Source organism: Rhodococcus sp. AG1013 (genome assembly GCF_003350365.1).
Lineage (GTDB): Bacteria > Actinomycetota > Actinomycetes > Mycobacteriales > Mycobacteriaceae > Prescottella.
In genome coordinates, this window is record NZ_QQAT01000011.1 from 90410 (window position 1) to 106821 (window position 16412).

At 67.7% G+C, this 16412-nt stretch carries 18 protein-coding genes; 9 read left to right on the forward strand and 9 right to left on the reverse strand.

Annotated features, from left to right (window positions below; all coding sequences use genetic code 11):
• Window positions 1-70 precede the first annotated feature (70 nt).
• The gene (locus DEU38_RS15200; protein ID WP_114722245.1) at window positions 71-436 is read left to right on the forward strand and encodes a DUF488 domain-containing protein; all 366 of its coding nucleotides are present in this window, start codon (window positions 71-73) and stop codon (window positions 434-436) included.
• Here the strand turns inward: DEU38_RS15200 and DEU38_RS15205 are convergent.
• A complete protein-coding gene (locus DEU38_RS15205; protein WP_114722246.1) occupies window positions 412-1959 on the reverse strand; it encodes an AMP-binding protein in 1548 nt (515 codons plus the stop codon). The genes DEU38_RS15200 and DEU38_RS15205 overlap by 25 nt on opposite strands.
• A 214-nt stretch (window positions 1960-2173) precedes the next feature.
• On the opposite strand from DEU38_RS15205, the gene DEU38_RS15210 reads away from it, so the two are divergent.
• Genes DEU38_RS15210 through DEU38_RS15220 form a run of 3 tightly spaced genes read left to right on the forward strand, consistent with a single transcriptional unit; the run spans window position 2174 to window position 4365 of the window.
• Window positions 2174-2884: a DsbA family protein gene (locus DEU38_RS15210; protein ID WP_114722315.1), complete on the forward strand. Its 711-nt coding sequence runs from the start codon at window positions 2174-2176 to the stop codon at window positions 2882-2884.
• On the forward strand, window positions 2881-3702 hold the full coding sequence (locus DEU38_RS15215; RefSeq protein WP_114722247.1) for a maleylpyruvate isomerase family mycothiol-dependent enzyme: 822 nt from the start codon (window positions 2881-2883) through the stop codon (window positions 3700-3702). The genes DEU38_RS15210 and DEU38_RS15215 overlap by 4 nt, the downstream gene beginning before the upstream one ends.
• 6 nt (window positions 3703-3708) lie before the next feature.
• Window positions 3709-4365, forward strand: a complete 657-nt coding sequence (locus tag DEU38_RS15220; protein WP_114722248.1) for a Type 1 glutamine amidotransferase-like domain-containing protein — start codon at window positions 3709-3711, stop codon at window positions 4363-4365.
• On the opposite strand, the gene DEU38_RS15225 is transcribed toward DEU38_RS15220, so the two are convergent.
• The 3 genes from DEU38_RS15225 to DEU38_RS29220 form a co-directional block, all read right to left on the reverse strand.
• Complete coding sequence (locus DEU38_RS15225; protein WP_258557925.1) at window positions 4323-4691, reverse strand: hypothetical protein; 369 nt, start codon at window positions 4689-4691, stop codon at window positions 4323-4325. The genes DEU38_RS15220 and DEU38_RS15225 overlap by 43 nt on opposite strands.
• Before the next feature lie 335 nt (window positions 4692-5026).
• On the reverse strand, window positions 5027-6280 hold the full coding sequence (gene fmdA / locus DEU38_RS15230; protein ID WP_114722316.1) for a formamidase: 1254 nt from the start codon (window positions 6278-6280) through the stop codon (window positions 5027-5029).
• Between the two features lie 32 nt (window positions 6281-6312).
• Window positions 6313-6624: a zinc ribbon domain-containing protein gene (locus DEU38_RS29220; RefSeq protein WP_254622880.1), complete on the reverse strand. Its 312-nt coding sequence runs from the start codon at window positions 6622-6624 to the stop codon at window positions 6313-6315.
• A gap of 163 nt (window positions 6625-6787) precedes the next feature.
• On the opposite strand from DEU38_RS29220, the gene DEU38_RS15240 reads away from it, so the two are divergent.
• The 4 genes from DEU38_RS15240 to DEU38_RS15255 are packed head-to-tail and all read left to right on the forward strand — an operon-like array spanning window position 6788 to window position 12642.
• Entirely contained in the window at window positions 6788-8260 is a 1473-nt protein-coding gene (locus DEU38_RS15240; RefSeq protein WP_114722250.1) for a wax ester/triacylglycerol synthase domain-containing protein, read from the forward strand.
• A complete protein-coding gene (locus tag DEU38_RS15245; RefSeq protein ID WP_114722251.1) occupies window positions 8257-10572 on the forward strand; it encodes a glycerol-3-phosphate 1-O-acyltransferase in 2316 nt (771 codons plus the stop codon). Before DEU38_RS15240 ends, DEU38_RS15245 begins: the two co-directional genes overlap by 4 nt.
• Window positions 10569-12008: an HAD-IB family hydrolase gene (locus tag DEU38_RS15250; protein WP_114722252.1), complete on the forward strand. Its 1440-nt coding sequence runs from the start codon at window positions 10569-10571 to the stop codon at window positions 12006-12008. The genes DEU38_RS15245 and DEU38_RS15250 overlap by 4 nt, the downstream gene beginning before the upstream one ends.
• Before the next feature lie 46 nt (window positions 12009-12054).
• Window positions 12055-12642, forward strand: coding sequence for a hypothetical protein (locus DEU38_RS15255; RefSeq protein WP_114722253.1), 588 nt, complete (start codon window positions 12055-12057; stop codon window positions 12640-12642).
• Window positions 12643-12737: 95 nt separating this feature from the next.
• On the opposite strand, the gene DEU38_RS28490 is transcribed toward DEU38_RS15255, so the two are convergent.
• On the reverse strand, window positions 12738-12878 hold the full coding sequence (locus DEU38_RS28490; protein WP_174909400.1) for a hypothetical protein: 141 nt from the start codon (window positions 12876-12878) through the stop codon (window positions 12738-12740).
• Window positions 12879-13173: 295 nt separating this feature from the next.
• Between DEU38_RS28490 and DEU38_RS28495 the strand changes: the two genes are divergently transcribed.
• Window positions 13174-13362 (forward strand): hypothetical protein, encoded by a 189-nt coding sequence (locus DEU38_RS28495; RefSeq protein ID WP_181818807.1) that lies wholly within the window; start codon window positions 13174-13176, stop codon window positions 13360-13362.
• Here DEU38_RS28495 and DEU38_RS29815 read toward each other — a convergent pair.
• From DEU38_RS29815 to DEU38_RS15280, 4 genes are read right to left on the reverse strand one after another with little or no spacing between them, the layout of a single operon-like run.
• Window positions 13294-13842, reverse strand: a complete 549-nt coding sequence (locus DEU38_RS29815) for an LpqN/LpqT family lipoprotein (protein ID WP_114722255.1) — start codon at window positions 13840-13842, stop codon at window positions 13294-13296. The genes DEU38_RS28495 and DEU38_RS29815 overlap by 69 nt on opposite strands.
• Window positions 13839-14795 carry a hypothetical protein gene (locus DEU38_RS28075; protein ID WP_147283516.1) on the reverse strand — a complete coding sequence of 319 codons (957 nt, stop codon included), beginning with the start codon at window positions 14793-14795 and terminating at the stop codon, window positions 13839-13841. Before DEU38_RS28075 ends, DEU38_RS29815 begins: the two co-directional genes overlap by 4 nt.
• Before the next feature lie 48 nt (window positions 14796-14843).
• The gene (locus tag DEU38_RS15275; RefSeq protein WP_114722257.1) at window positions 14844-15818 is read right to left on the reverse strand and encodes a WXG100 family type VII secretion target; all 975 of its coding nucleotides are present in this window, start codon (window positions 15816-15818) and stop codon (window positions 14844-14846) included.
• Window positions 15815-16114, reverse strand: coding sequence for a hypothetical protein (locus tag DEU38_RS15280; protein WP_114722258.1), 300 nt, complete (start codon window positions 16112-16114; stop codon window positions 15815-15817). The genes DEU38_RS15275 and DEU38_RS15280 overlap by 4 nt, the downstream gene beginning before the upstream one ends.
• Window positions 16115-16412 lie beyond the last annotated feature (298 nt).

Genomic DNA, 16412 nt, shown 5'->3' on the forward strand with positions numbered 1-16412 from the left:
GTGATACAGCTCACTAATTCACATGGACGTAACTTGGCGCCGAAATAGGCCCAAGACACGGAGGTGAGAGATGCCCGTCAAGACGGTGGAGATCGAACGCGTGTACGACCATCCGGGTGCCGAAGCGGGCTTCCGTGTCTTCGTCGACCGGCTCTGGCCGCGGGGGCTGCGCAAGGATTCGTTCCATTACGACGACTGGGCCAAGGAGCTGGCCCCGTCCACCGAGCTGCGCCGGTGGTACAGCCACGACGTCGCCGAGTTCGGCGAGTTTCGGTCCCGTTATCTCGCCGAACTCGAGTCGCCCGACGGCCGCAGCGCCGTGGAGCGCGTTCTCGAGCTCGCGCACGACCGTCCACTCGTCCTCCTGACCGCCACCAAGGACGTCGAGCACAGCCACGCCGCGGTACTGCGTCAGTTCCTCAGGGACGTCACATAGCGGGCCCGGAGTTGATGCTTGACCAACTTGCCTGTCGGAGTGCGCGGTAGGTCGTCCGCGAAGTCGACCGAGCGCGGCGCCTTGTAGTGCGCGACGCGGTCGCGGACGTAGTCGAGCAGCTCGCGCGCGAGGTCGGCGCTCTTCGTCACACCGTCCGCCAGCTGGACAACAGCCTTGACCTGCTCCCCCATCTCCTCGTCGGGCACCCCGATCACCGCGACGTCGTACACCTTGGGATGCAGGGTCAGCACGTTCTCCATCTCCTGCGGATAGATGTTGACGCCGCCGGAGATGATCGTGAACGCGGCGCGGTCGGTGAGATAGAGGAATCGCTCGTCGTCGATGTAGCCGATGTCGCCGCTCGTCGTCCAGGTCGGATGGTCCGGGTGCTGCGCCGACGCCGTCTTGGCCGGATCGTTGTGGTACTCGAAGGGCAGCTCGTCGCGCTCCCAGTAGACGGTGCCGATCTGCCCCACCGGCAGCTCGCGCCCGTCCTCGTCGCAGATGTGCACGATCCCGAGCACGCCGTCCCGGCCGACCGAGCCCGGATGCGCGAGCGCCTGCGCACTGTCGATGAAGGTGACCCCGGAGCCCTCGGTGGACGCGTAGTACTCCTGGATCACCGGCCCCCACCACTCGATCATCGCCCGCTTGACGTCCGGCGGGCACGGCGCCGCGGCATGGACGGCGACCTGCAGGCTGGAGACGTCGTATCTGTCCCGAACCTCCTTGGGCAGCTTCAGCATTCGCACGAACATGGTCGGCACCCACTGGCTGTGCGTGACCTTGTACGTCTGGATCAGGTCGAGCGCCTCGGCGGGCTCGAACCGGTCCATCACGATCACGGTGCCGCCGACGGAGTTGATGGTTCCGCAGAAGCGCAGCGGCGCTGCGTGATACAGCGGCGCGGGGCACAGATAGACGGTGTCGGAGTCGAATCCGTACATGGGCGCGAACACCGCGGTGTACGGGTCCGTCGTCTCGTGGACCTCGCCGACGGGCAGTCTGGGCTTGATGCCCTTGGGCCGGCCGGTGGTGCCCGACGAATACAGCATGTCCTGGCCGCGCGGCTGCGACTCGAGCGGTTCGACGGTCTGCGCCGCGAGCACCTGCTCGTAGTCGTCGTAGCCGGCGAGCGCGCCACCGAAAACGAGACGGCGGCGGACCCGGGGAAGATCGGCCGGGTCGCCCGGGAGCGCCGCGGCCGCGTCAGCGGACACGACGAGAACCGATGCCCCGCAGTCGTCGACCACGTACGCGGTCTCGGCCGCGGTGAGGTGCCAGTTGACCGCCGTGATGTAGAGACCGGATCGCAGCGCGGCCCAGTACACCTCGAGCATCCGCAGGTCGTTGCCCGCGACCATCGCGAGGTGATCGCCCGGCCGCATCCCCACCTCCCGCAGGTACCGGGCCAGGCGCAGGGACCGCTCGTCGAGCTGCCGATACGTCAACTGCTCACCGGTGGCGGGCCGGATGATCGCGGGCTTGTCGGGGGTGGCGGCTACGAAGTTTCCCGGGAACACGGCAGCTCCTCATGTGAACGGTCGTTCGCTTCGGTCTGGCCCGATCGTCCACCACCGCGCGCCCTTCCGTGACGGGTTTCGCCCGAATCGCCGGATCCCGACCGGGTGCGCTCTTTCGATGTGTCATGGCGTCGCACGGGAGGCCGATCGGTCATAGAGTGACAGGGTGACCACCGACACATCCGATGCTGCCGCGCCCGCCGGCGACGAGGCGATCACGTCGGTGGACTTCCACTTCGATCCGATGTGCCCGTTCGCGTTCCACGCCTCGCGCTGGATCCGGCACGTGCGGGCCGAGACCGGCATCGACGTCGACTGGCGCTTCTTCAGTCTCGAGGAGATCAACCGCCGCGACGACGAGAAGCAGCAGCAGTTGCATCCATGGGAGCGGGACTGGGCCTACGGGTGGTCGCTCATGCGGATCGGTGCGCTGCTGCGTCGCGAGAGCATGGATCTGCTGGACCGCTGGTACGCCGCGACCGGCCACCTGCTGCACGTCGACGGCGGAAAACCGCACGACCCGGATGTCGCACGGGATCTGCTCGGCAGACTCGGACTCGACCCCGGCCTGCTCGATGCCGCGCTGGCCGACCCGACCACGCACGACGACGTCCGGGCCGACCACGACCGGGTGGTCGCGGCGGGCGGGTTCGGGGTCCCGACGCTGTTCGTGCTGGGCACCCCGCTGTTCGGGCCCGTCCTGGTCGATCCGCCCGAGGGCGAGGCCGCCGTGCGACTGTGGAACATGGTGACCGAGATGCTCGAGTTCCCCCGCGTCTACGAGCTTCAGCGTGTGAAGGGGCCGGTGGACGCGGCGGCCATCGGTGAGGCACTGGCCCCGTACCTGCGGGGCCGGGACTGGCAGAGTGTCAATCGCGGTGAGGTCGTGGACCTTTCCGGACTGGAAACGGAGCGAGATACATGAGCGATTTCCCCCAGGGCATGCTGGTCGATGCACTGTCCGAGCAGTGGGCAGTGCTCGACGAAGTGCTGTCCACGGTCGAGGGCGATGTGTGGACCACGCCGACGGCCCTGCCGGGTTGGACGGTGCGCGACATCGTCTCGCACATCATCGGGACCGAATCGCTGCTGTCGGGCCTCAAGCCCCCGGAGACGGCGATCGACGTGCACACACTTCCCCACGTGCGCAACGAGATCGGTGCGCTCAACGAGCGCTGGGTGGAGGGCCTGCGAGCCCATACCGGGGCGCAGACTCTCGCGATGTTCCGCGAAATCACCTCCAGCCGCCGCGAGGTACTCGCCGACATGACGCAGGCCGACTTCGACGCTCCCGCAATGACACCGGCGGGTCCGGCCACGTACGGCCGGTTCATGCGTATCCGGTTGTTCGACTGCTGGATTCACGAGCACGACATCCGCGATGCGCTGGGCGCCCCCGCGGGCGACGAGGGCGGCACCCGCGGCGAGCTGGCGTTCGCGGAGATCGCGGGCGCGCTGGGGTTCATCGTCGGCAAGCTGGGCGGTGCCCCCGAGGGTGCCCGGGTCACATTCGAGCTGTCCGGCCCGCTGGCCCGCACCATTCACGTCGAAGTCGACGGCCGGGCCGCGGTGGTCCCGCAGCTGTCCGCACCGGCGACGTCGACGATCGCGATGGGTTCGCCGCTGTTCACCCGGCTCGCCACGGGCCGCACCACCGCCGCGGAGCACACGTCGGAGTTCGAGCTCGGCGGCGACGCCGAGGTGGGACGACGGATCGTCGACCACCTCGCCTTCACCGTCTGAGCAACCGTGCGACTGTTCCTGGCGTCGTACCGGTTCGGTCTGCACGTGGACCGGTTCGTCGACCTGGTCGGCGGCCCCGGCCCGATCGCGGTGATCGCCAATGCCGCGGATGCGTGGCCGGCGCGGGCCCGGGACTCGGCCGTGGTGAGCGACGTCGTGCCGCTGCGCCGTCTCGGGTTCCTGCCGTCGGAGGTGGATCTACGCCACTACGTCGACCGTCCGGCCGCTCTCGCGGAGACGCTCTCGGGATTCCGGTCGGTGTGGGTGCGCGGCGGCAACACGTTCGTCCTGCGTGCGCAGCTGGCACGAAGTGGTGCCGACGACGTCCTGCGGGATCTGCTCCGCCGGGACGCCCTCGCCTACGCGGGCTACAGCGCCGGCGCGTGCGTCACGGCACCGTCCCTCGTCGGGGTGGACAGCGGGGACGATCCGGGCGAGGTGACGCCGACCTGCGGGGTGCCGCCGCGCTGGGACGGGCTGGGCCTGATCGACTTCTCGATCGTGCCGCACTGCGTGGGTCCGGACACTCCCCCGGACGCACAGAACCCCGGCGACGACGCGGCTCGCATGATCGAGGCCTGTCGCGGTGCCGGGGTTCGGTATCGGGCGTTGACCGACGATCAGGCGATCGTCGTGGATGCGGAGGCCACCGCGTTGCTGTAGCCGCCGACGGCGGCCAGTTCGCGGGGCTCCTCGCGCGGGGCCAGCCGGTCCAGTGCGGACCAGGTGATCTCGCAGCGCTTGACCGTCATCTCGTCGGCCTCGGAGAGCAGGGCGGTGAGCAGGGCCTTCGGGTTGCGGTCCCACGACGCGTCGATGCGGCCCACCTGGTCGTTGGTGAACAGCCCGGAGCCGGCCACGGCCGAGACCCAGTCGTTCACGTCACCGCGGTGGATGCGCCCGAGGGCGTCGTAGTCGACTCCGCCGTCGAGGAACTCGTACGAGAACATTGCGGCGACGTAGTCCTCGATGCAGTTCGAAGCGCTCACAATTCTGCGCCCCTTTCTCCCCGACGGCCTAGCCCTCACCACCGGAAATAACAGATCCGGAAACAAGGAGATGTTCATGGTCATATCGCGTAACGCTTTGATTGCGTGGTGCGATGAGAACGACGCTAACGCGGCGAAAGACGTGGGTGTTACTGTTTGATCATAACGATTGAATAACGTCTCCGAATTTCGCGCTCGAGGCTACAGCCAGGGAAAATACGCGTTAAGTTCGAACGAACGGTCCTGTTTTTCTTGTACAGGAGTTCATTTCGCGGTCGCGCGGGAACCGGCCCGCATCAGGTACGACGCGAGCCGGTTCCCCCGCCGGCCGGGGCCTAGCGTGCGGAGTGCGGCGCGCCCATTCCCGGATCGATCCGCACGGGACCGTCCGCGGACGGCGCGACCGGGAAGTCGAAGATCGCGGTCGGCAGGTACACCGTGGCGCACGAGTTCGGGATGTCGACGACGCCGGACAGGCGGCCCTCGATCGGCGCGGCGCCCAGCAGCAGGTACGCCTGCTCCGGGCTGTAACCGAACTTGGTGAGGTAGTCGATCGCGTGCAGGCACGCCCGCTGGTAGGCGAGGTGCGAGTCGAGGTACCGCTGCTCGCCGTCGAGCGTCACCGACGTGCCCGAGAACGCCAGCCACTCCGAATACTGCGGATCGGTGTTGCCGGGCATGAAGATCGCGTTCTCCGACACGCCGTACGTCTCCATGCCGCCCTTGATCAGGTCGACGCGCAGATCGATGAACCCGCCCATCTCGATCGCACCGCAGAAGGTGATCTCGCCGTCGCCCTGCGAGAAGTGCAGGTCCCCCACCGACAGCTTGCCGCCGTCGACGAACACCGGATAGAACACGCGACTGCCCTTGGTGAGGTTCTTGATGTCCTGGTTGCCGCCGTTCTCGCGGGGCGGGGCGGTGCGGGCGGCCTCGCCGGCGACGCGGTCGAAGTCGGCGCCGGTGAGGGTGCCCAGCACCGCGTCGCGCGGTTCCGGTGGCAGCGCGAGCGGCGGCACCCGGTCCGGATCGGTCGCGATCAGCGCGGCCTCACGGGTGTTCCACCTGCCGAGCAACTCGTGCGACGGCGCGGTGCCCATCAGGCCCGGATGCACGATGCCGGTGAACTTGACGTGCGGCACGTGCCGGGACGTCGCGGTCTGCCCGGAGAAGTCCCACACCGCCTTGTAGGCGTCGGGGAACTGCTCGGTCAGGAAGCCGCCGCCGTTGTCGCGCGGGAAGATGCCGGTGTACCCCCAGCCCTGGCCGGCGAGCGGACCCGAGTCCTCCTGCGGGATCGGTCCGATGTCGAGGATGTCGACGATCAGCAGGTCACCGGGCTTGGCGCCCTCCACCGCGAACGGCCCCGACAGCGTGTGCACCGTGGTCAGCGGGGCATTGAGGATGTCGTCGGCCGAGTCGTCGTTGCGGATCGCGCCGTCGAACCATTCCCGGCAGTGCACGCGGAACGAATCGCCCGGCTTCACCGTGACGGCGGCGGGGATGTCGGGGTGCCACCGGTTGTGGCCGATCTTCTCCTGCTCGGTGAACTTCTTGCGCGAATCCAACGGGAACAGCAACTCGGGCATACGGATCTCCTTCACGACGCGAGGGGAAAGACTCAGGGGCGGGGCAACTTTCGGTGCAGCGGATTGGTGGTGACGTTCTGCACCGCCGTGCGGGCTCCGGGGCGCGGGCCCGAGACCACCGCGGGCTCGCTCGCGGACCGGGCGGTCGCGTCGAGCAGACGCATCTGCGTCGACGAGCCGTGGCCGAGCCGCGGGCCGGTGATCTGACGGCGCGCGTCGGACGCACAGGCGGGGCAGGCGGAGCTGTCGGGGACGGTGGCCATCGAGTAGGTGCGGTCGAACGGACCGCACTGCGCGCACCGGAACTGATAGAGGGGAATGACCGCGTCCTTTCGCCGGGGCAAGGATCGAAGTCCCTCAGACGTTAACCGAGGTGGCACCCGATCGCGCGGCAGACGACTTGTCCGCCGTGTCCGGAAAGGCGAAGCCCGAATCTCGTGACGCGTCCGCTCCCGCGGGGCCACACTTGAGGCGACACCCCCGATCGTGGATTCGAGGAGCGTGCGTATGGCCGACGGGCAACCGTTCATCCCACCGAGTGCGGTGGATGTGGACCTCTCCGCGGTCGGATGGGCGCAGAACCGGACCATGTCGGACTTCGAGACCGGCATGTGGCGGATGGAGGAGGTGCGCCCCGAACTGCGCACCCCCATCGTCGCCGTCGACGTCCTCGACCGGGCACCGGACTGGGATCGGTTGGTGCGGGCGCACGAATGGGCGTCGCACATCGTGCCGCGCATCCGGATGCGCGCGGTGGAACCGGCGTTCGGCCTCGGCAATCCGGTGTGGTCGGTGGACCCCGAGTTCGACCTCGACTACCACCTGCGCCGGGTGCGGTTGCCGGAGCCGGCCGACCTCGACCACGCGCTGCGGATCTGCCGGCACCTCGCCACCGAACCGTTCGACAAGGCCCGCCCGCCGTGGATGGCGATGCTCATCGAGGGCCTGGGTGACGGCCGCGCCGTCTACGTCGTCAAGACGCATCACAGCATCACCGACGGCATGGGCGGCATCCAGATGATGGCGCTGCTGCACAGCCGCCGCCCCGAACCGACGCCCGACAAGCCGGACCGCGCGCCCGCGCCGCCCGAGCACCTGTCGGATCTGTCCGCGCTGGGGCTCGAGGTGCTCACCGAGGTGCGCCGCGCCCCGAGCCGGATCGCCGACCTGGTCTCCGGCTCGGCGCGGGCCGCGATCACCGCCGTGACCCGGCCGTTCGACGCGGCGGGAGAGGTCCTCGACTACGCGAACTCCCTGCGCCGCGTCATCCAGCCGCCCCCGGCGACGGGCTCTCCCCTGCTGCGCAACCGCGGTCTCGGGCGCTGGTTCGGGGTGCTCGAGGTGGAGTTGCCGGTCCTCAAGGGCGCGGGCCACGCGGCCGGTGGTTCGGTCAACGACGCCTACATCGCTGCGCTGCTCGGCGGCTTCCGCCGGTACCACGAGGAGCTCGGCGAGGCCGTCGGCAAGATCCCGATGGGCATGCCGATCAACATGCGGGCCGCGTCGGATCCGTCCGGCGGCAACCGGATCGCCGCGGTGCGGTTCGCGGGGCCGGCCGCCGAACCGGATCCGGCGTTGCGGATCCGCAAGGTCCGCGCGATCGTGCTGGCGCTGCGGGAGGAACCGGCCCTCGACATCGTCGAGGCGGCGTCGCCGCTGCTGGTGCGGCTGCCGACCCGGCTGCTCGCCGAGTGGTACCTGTCGCAGTCCAAGGGGCTGGATCTGCAGGCGTCCAATGTCGCGGGGGTGCCCGTGCCGGTGTATCTGGCGGGGGCACGGATCGAGCGGATGTTCCCCTTCGGCCCGGCACCGGGCTGCGCCGTGATGGCGACGATGGTCTCCCACGTCGGGACCTGCTGCATCGGCGTCAACCTCGACACCGCCGCGGTGACCGAACCGGCGCTGTTCATGCAGTGCCTGCAGGAGGGGTTGGACGAGGTGGTGGCGCTGGCCGGCGCCGCGAAGGGAGCCGAGGGATGACCGAACACGGCGCACAGTCCACACACCCGACGATCTATCTCACCGAGCCGATGACGGAGACCGAGGAACGCGCACTGCGGACCTGGCTGGGGCACCAGGAGTCCGAAACCGGATCGCCGACGGTCACGTTCGCGAACACCGATCAGGCACTGTCGGCCCTGACGCGCCGGGACGACGACCCGATGGTGACACCGGTACGCGTGGTGTGGCTGCCCGATATCACCAACGGCCATCGTGCGCAACGGCTTCGGGACGTACTGTCCGCGAGGGACCCGCTCCATCTCGGGTCCAACGCGCAGCGCCGGGTGCTCCGCTCCGATCCGGCGCGCTGCCGGGTCATCGAGGGCGACGCCGCGTCGATGAGCGAGCTGCGGGACCGGCTGGCCGAGCGCGGCGGCGGATCGCTGCCCGACTTCATCCGTCGTCAGGCCGCCCTCGCGCTGGAACGCGCCGAACGCAATCTGCTCGGCACGCAGTACAAGGTGTCCCGGTTCGTGGTCGAGGAGATCACCGACACCAGCCGGTTCACCGCCGGGATCAAGAACCTGGCCTCCCGACTGAACCTGACGGTGGTGGACGTCGACCGTCGGGCCCGCGCCGACCTCGACGAGATGGTGGCGGCGCAGAGCCGTCGGGCGATCGCACTGTGGGATCAGCTGGGCCGCTACTTCTCCCGTGCGTATCGCCTGGACGTGGACACCACCCGGTTCGAGGAACTGCGCGAGCTCAACCGGGAGCATTCGCTGGTGTTCCTGCCCAGCCACCGCTCGTACCTGGATCCGCTGGTGCTGCGGCCGGCGCTGCTTGCCAACGATCTGCCGCTCAACCACGTGATGGGCGGACTCAACGTCAGCTTCTGGCCGATCGGCCCGATCAGCAAGCGGTCGGGCACGGTGTTCATCCGCCGCAAGTTCGACGGCGACGAGATCTACAAGTGGACGCTGCGCGAGTACATGCGGTTCCTGCTGAACAAGCGGTTCAACCTCGAGTGGTACATCGAGGGCGGGCGGTCCCGCACCGGGAAGCTGCGCCCACCCCGGTACGGGCTGCTGACCTACCTCGCGAAGGCGTTCCAGTCGAGCGACGCGTCGGACGTCTACCTGGTCCCCGTCTCGCTGGTGTACGACCAGCTGTACGAGGTCAGCGCGATGGCCGCGGAGGCCCACGGCGCGGAGAAGCGCAAGGAGAGTATCCGCTGGCTGGTCGGCTACGTCCGGGCGCAGGGGCAGCGCCGCGGCGTCGCGCACGTGACGGTGGGACGGCCCCTGTCGCTGCGGGATTCGCTGGCGCAGGAGGACGATCTGCGGCGGGCGATCCAGAAGACCGGCATCGAGGTGAGCCACCGCATCAACGAGGTCACCCCGATCACGGCGTCGTCGCTGGTGATGCTCGCGTTCCTCGGCATCGAGGACCGGGCGCTGACGGTGCCCGAGCTGGGTTTCATCCTCGGCCCGATGGTCGACTACATGACCGCCCGCAAGCTCCCCACCGCCGGCGACGTCGATCTCACCAACCCGCAGGTGATCCGGAAGGCGCTGTTCACCCACCTCGACTCGGGAGTGCTCAAGCGGTTCGACGAGGGCAACGAGCGGGTGTACTACCTGGGCAGGGACCAGGGACTGGTGGCGGCGTTCTACCGCAACAACACCATTCACTTCCTGCTGGTGCGGGCGATCGCCGAGATGGTGCTGGTCTCGGCCGTGGACGAGAAGTTCGCGGACCCGCTCGCCGACGGCTGGGCGGAGGCCAAGGCCATCCGGGATCTGCTCAAGTTCGAGTTCTTCTTCAGCGACAAGGAGACGTTCCAGGAGGAGTTGCGCGCGGAGCTGAGCCTGATCGACCCGGCGTGGGAGAGCGATCTGAGTAAGACGGAGCACGTGGAGCACATCCTCTCCGAGGTCCGCCCCTATCTGGCGCACCGGGTGCTGCAGCCGTTCCTCGAGGCCTACGAGGTGGTGGCCGATCATCTGCTGGATGCGCCGGTGTCCGAGGACTTCGACGAGAAGACCTTCGTCGCCGGGTGTCTCGCACTGGCCCAGCAGCGGCGGTTGCGCCAGCAGCTCGCGAGCAGCGAGTCCATCTCGTCGGAGCTGTTCGCGACCGCGCTGCAACTGGCGCGCAACCGGAAGCTGATCGAGGTGGCCGATCCCGAGGTACCCGAGCGCCGGCTGGCGTTCGCCCGGGAGGTGCGGACGCTGGTGCGCCGGGTCCGAGAGATCCGCGCACTCGCGCACGTGAAACTCGATCAGGTGAAGGGCGCCGACTCGACCGCCCAGATCGTCGGCGATCCCGGGGCGGAGTTGGACCGATGAACCGACTGAGGGATCTGTACGCCGCCATCGCGGCCGCTCCCGAGGGCCCGTCGACGCTCGCGGCCTTCGACCTGGACGGCACCCTCATCACCGGCTACTCGGCCACCGTGGTGTATCGGGATCGGCTGCGCCGCTTCGACATCAGCATCGCCGAGCTGCTCCGCACCACCGGCGCGGCGTTCGACACGCAGTTCCGCGGCGCCGACGTGGGCCGGCTGATGGAGATCGCGGTGACCGGGCTCGCCGGTCGGCGTGAGGACGAGCTGCGGGAGTGGAGTCAGCGGCTGTTCCGGCAGGAGATCGCGTCGATGATCTACCCGGATGTCCGACGGCTGCTCGACGCGCACCGCCGGGCGGGGCACCGGATCGTGATGGCGACGTCGGCGACGACGTATCAGGCGCAGTACGTGGCGGAGGATCTCGGGATCGACGAGGTGCTGTGCAGCCGACCCGAGGTGGTCGACGGCATGCTGACCGGCAAGCTCACCGGCCCCGCCCTCTGGGGTCCGGCGAAGGCGAAGGCGCTGCGGGAGTTCGCCGATTCGGTGGCGGTGCCGATGTTGGAGGCGTTCGCGTATTCCAACGGCGCCGAGGATGTTCCGATGCTCGATTCGGTGGGACGTCCGGTGGCGCTCAACCCGGACCGCAAGCTCGCGGACCTCGCACGCGCCGAGGGGTGGCTGTCGGTGAACCTGCCCAAGCCGGAGCGGGGTGCGACGCCGATCGCGACGCTGCGCACGGCGACCGCACTGGGCGCGCTGGGCGCGGCCACCATGGTCGGTATCGGGGCCGGGGTGTTGACGGGAAGCCGTCGCACCGCCGCCAATGTCGTGGGCACGGTGGGGCCGGATCTGGCGCTGACGATCTGCGGGATCGACGTGAAGATCACCGGCGAGGACAATGCGTGGAAGGACCGGCCGGCGGTGTTCATGTTCAATCACCAGAGTTCGCTCGACCTGCTGCTGGTGGGCAAGGTGGTCCAGCGGGACGCGACGGGCGTGGCGAAGAAGGAGGCGGCGCACGATCTGCGGTTCGCGGCGATCGGCACGCTACTGGATGTCGCGTACGTGGATCGGACGGACAGCAAACAGGCCCGCGCGGCACTCGGGCCGGCGGTGGACAAACTGAAGGACGGCACGTCGATCGCGATCGCCCCGGAGGGCACCCGCTCCCCCACGCCGAGACTGGGCCGATTCAAGAAGGGCGGCTTCCACATGGCGATGCAGGCGCAGGTCCCGATCGTGCCGATCGTCATCCACAATGCCGGGGACCTGATGTGGCGCAACTCGTTCGTCGCTCACCCGGGCACGGTCTACGTCGACGTCCTCGACCCCATCGAGACCAAGGACTGGAACGTCGACGACCTCGACCAGCACATCGCCGAGGTGCGGGCGCGGTTCGACGAGGTACTCCGGGCGGGGCCGGTGAAGGCCTAGGGTGTCTCTCCTATTGCGGGACCCTCGGGTCGGTACAGTGCCCCATATGATCCGAAACGCCCGGTTTGTTCCTGTGGTACTGCTTCTTGCTGCGGCGGTCAGCGCCTGCGGTTCCGACGACGCCGATCCGGCCGCCCCGGAGGTCGTGCCCGACGAGGTCGCGGTCGCCGACGAGGGTGCGGCGAGCGCCGCGGGCGCGGAGGTGTTGGCGCGGTTCACGAGCTGCGACGACGTCTCGCCTGCGGTGGCGCAGTACATTGCAGGGCTGCAGGAGAGCTCGTCCAATGCGGTCGACGAGTACGGCGCGATCTGCAACTGGGAGACCCCGGACGGCGCCACGTCTCTGAGCGAGATCCGTGGCGTCGAGGTTCTCATCGAGCCGGGGACCGGCGAGGTTCCGACGGTGCAGGACCTCGAGGCCGGCCAGCTCGTCGTCCTCCCGGACGCCGAGCTCGCGAAGGCCGGTGGCGTCGCTTACACCCTCCCGGTGACGACGGCGGTCGCCGGGGTGATCGTCACCACGGTCGCAACACCCGATGTCAAGGTGACGATCACCGGCGGGCAGTGGGACGACATGCCGTCGCTGGACGGTCCGGCCGCGGTGTCGGCCGCCAAGCAACTGATCGGCACCTAGCGAGCGCCCCGGGATGAAGGCGGCCGGGTGGACGACGACTGCTCGTCGTGTCGCCGATCCGGCCGCCTCCATTCAGAAGATATGCACTGGCCGCCTCAGCTCCCGATCACGGGCGGGGCGGCCAGTGGAAGCTTGCCGATCAGTTCGCTGCCGTTGTCGACGTTCACCAGGTAGCCGGGCGTCTTGTGCTCGGATTCGTCGTCACCGCGGCCGCGCGCCCCGGCGCCGGGCATCATGCCGGCACCTGCCGCGCCCGGTCGGGCCCCCGCCGCGCCCGAGCCCGATGTCGTGGCCGCGGTCGCGGTCGTTCCGCCTGCGGAACCGGATCCCGATCCGGAACCGATTCCGCCGCTCAGGATTCCACCGGATCCGTAGCCGAGTCGGGTGCTGTCACCGCCGCAGGCGCAGTCCAGGCGAAGGCGGGGCCTGGTTACGGCGTCGGTCCGATTGGGGTTCGGCGCGAACTGGTCGTTCGCGGCGGGCTGGGCACCGGCTGTCGCGGGGTCGCCCCCGTGTTCTGTCTACGTCGACGTGTTGGAATCCATCGACACCAACGGTTGGAAGGTCAAGGCCGTCGACAAGCACATCGCCGAGGTGCGGAGGCGATTCGACGAGGTGCTCCGGGTGGGGCCGGTGAAAGCGTGCGCGACCTCAGTGTCGGAGGACCTGGAGACCCAGATTGATCACGGTGACATCGGTATCCAGATCACCTACCTGTGACGACAACCTCGTCAGGGTCAGTTGGGTGAGATACTGCCCGGATTCGTCGTCGACCACAAGGTAGCGCGTGGTCGCCTGCAATACCCATGAATCAACGGCATAGGTTCCGCACACAAACGCTGACCGGCATCCAAGAAAGTCGAGTGTGCTCGTCTCACGTTCCGCCCAGCATGGGAGGCGGCGCGAATCCTCGAACGCTCCCTTCAAGAGCCAATCACTGTCCACGCGCCCGGTCAGTCTGCCGTGCAGTAGCACGGCATTGGGCGTGAACCCCTGTTCTGCTGCGGGCAAATTCACCAGCACCCGGGCGCCTGGGAAGTCCATCGACGACGTCTCGCTCCACCCGGGCAGTAGGGGAACGTCTATCGTGACTGGAAGCGGCCGGTCGGGAGCACTCATGGCAACGCTGACACCAAGTGTTTCCAGACGACCGGCAACCGTTTGTGGCGCCGGTTCAGCTATGCCATCAAGAGTCCTCATGGGACAAGGCGATTCGTGCGGTTGCCTGCGCTCTCACTCCGATCGATCCCGAGACGCGCCCTCAACCGCGGCGGTCTCAGGGCCTCGCGTGCGGCCGGGGTTCCGACGATCGACCGAGCGGCCGGAGTCTCGCTCATGCGGTGGAGCAGTTCGAAAAGCATGTTCGGTTCTGCTACATACATCTTCGCTAGGATCGTCAATTCGCGATCGGAATCGAACTTCGTACGCGCTTTCGGTTCGATCGGATCGACTGTACGGAGCTTGATCATGGGATGGCGGACGTCGACTCCGCCGCTGTGAATCACCATTTCGTCTGCAATCACCGTCTCGATGTCGCCCCAGTCACGATACGTATCGACGGTTCCAGCACGCAACGAGAAGGGTCGGCGTTCAACGCGGCTGACACCCGAGGAGTAGATCCGCACCTCACCACGCGGTCGGAAAACAATTACACACAACGCAGCCAGCAGCGCAACGAGACCGAGGATTCCTAACAGTGTCGCATTGCCATCCGTCCCACGGCCTTCCGGTAGCAGCGACGAAGCCGAGCCCAAGAAGTAACTGCCCGACGCGACAATTCCGTACACGCCTGCGCCTCCAAGTGCCACTGCGAAGGTCAGAGCGCCAGCGCATCTAGTCGGAATCCGAGTCCCCTGCCCGTGCAGGTCATCGCAATCCGTGATCCGACGTGACAGCCCGATGGCTTGTATACCTCCCATACCGAGCCCGATCCATCCCAGGCCACCGAGCAGTACGCAGGCGCCCAGAGCACCTGCTGCAGCCCACCAGTCGCCCATGATGAGAGCCTTCGCTGTCACCCCCACTCCCAGCGCCGATAGCAATCCCATGAAGATCGCACACGCCAGCCAAGCGCGGTTCAGGCGCTGCGGCCATGGCGCGGAATCGCCTGACCGACTCATATCAAAGGTACTTTCCGATTCTGCCGAATCCACCCTGCACTCCCCTTCTGCCGCTTGGCAAACTCACGTGTGGTGTGGCTGTCAATCCCAGAAGTACTGCAGAACTTTGGATCCCGCATATCCCCCGATGACACCAGCGGCAGCTCCCACGACGAGTCCGACCGCGGTACCGGCCCCTGGAAAGACTGTCCCGATCGCCGCACCCGCGGCGGCCGCACTGCCTATGCCTGCAAGCACTCCTCCGCCTTCTGTGACCACCGCCTTCGTCGGATCCATGCCGCCGTTGATGTCGTTGGCAATCGCCGGCACCACGCCAATGGCGGCACCGAACGGACCGAACCCTCGGCCAATCATGCGGGCCACATCGTCGCCGGACGTCTTAGCCACACTGACTAGGCCTTCCTTCGTGGCATCCGCGACCAGACCGATCGACGCTGCTGCCGTTGTCGCAGGTACATCCGGTTTCCACGAGAACCCCCCGTCCTCGGACCTGACAACGGCACCCGAGGCCGCTTCGGCACCTTTGACTTCCAAATTCTCGATTGCGGCCCGCAGCCGTCGCTGCATCTCGTCGGCAACCGATGCTGCGTCCCGCAGCGCCGCCAGAACGGACAGGGTGAGTTCTGCTGCGTCCCTCTCAATCTGAATCCGTGCGTAGTCTCTGGTCTCGGGCGGCGCGAGCGGGAGCCAACCGAGCAGCCCGCTGGGGTCGACGGTTCCGCTGTCGTCGACGGCGTATCCCTGGGTTCGCGCATCCGTCACCACAGACAGCACGTGCTCGCGGGCCGATTCCGTCGCGGATGCGCTGTTCCGGAGCTCGTACGCGATGGAAGCGATCGCATCCGATATCGCGACAGCGAGCGATCGCTCCCGCGTGATCCTCGCAGTCGCCGCGTCCGCCGCTGATCCGCGCCACGTTTCGGACAGATTCGATTGCGCCGCGACGACGTCATCCAACTGCTCGGCCAATGCCGTCGCGATCGAATCGATCGCATCGGCAGCGGATCCAAGAGCGTGCGGTTTCCACGAAGTGACCTGTGAAACGGTGAGAATCACGGATGTACATCCATCGCATTCAGCATCTCACTGAAATCCGCTTCGGAGACTTCGTAGTTGTTTGCAGTCCCGGTGGAGATTTGCGAGATGACTCCCAGCCTGACGCACACATTTCTGAGTGCCGCAGCGACTGCATCGCACCCTCGGACCGAAACGGTCGAAATTTCAGTGCCCGGCAAGGCCTCCTGGCAGTCTACAAACGGTGAACTCACGTCCAGCCCTGCCAACGACTCGGAAGTTCCGGCCACTGCGGAACTGAACTGCCGCAACATCTCCGGATCCACGATCAGCGACATGCGCCCCCCAAAAAGGTCGATCTGCGCTCCCCGCCGGGGAGCGTAACAAAGCTGACATTCTTCGTCCCCCACACCGCAGTCCGTCAGGTAGCGAGCTGTGGATGCGCCGACAGCTCACTCGTCAGCGATCCGTCGCCCCGATGACCGGAGGAGCAGCGAGCGGGAGACTACCGATCAGTTCGCTGCCGTTGTCGACGTTCACCAGGTAGCCGGGCGTCTTGTGCTCGGATTCGTCGTCACCGCGGCCGCGCGCCCCGGCGCCGGGCATCATGCCGGCACCTGCCGCGCCCGGGCGTGC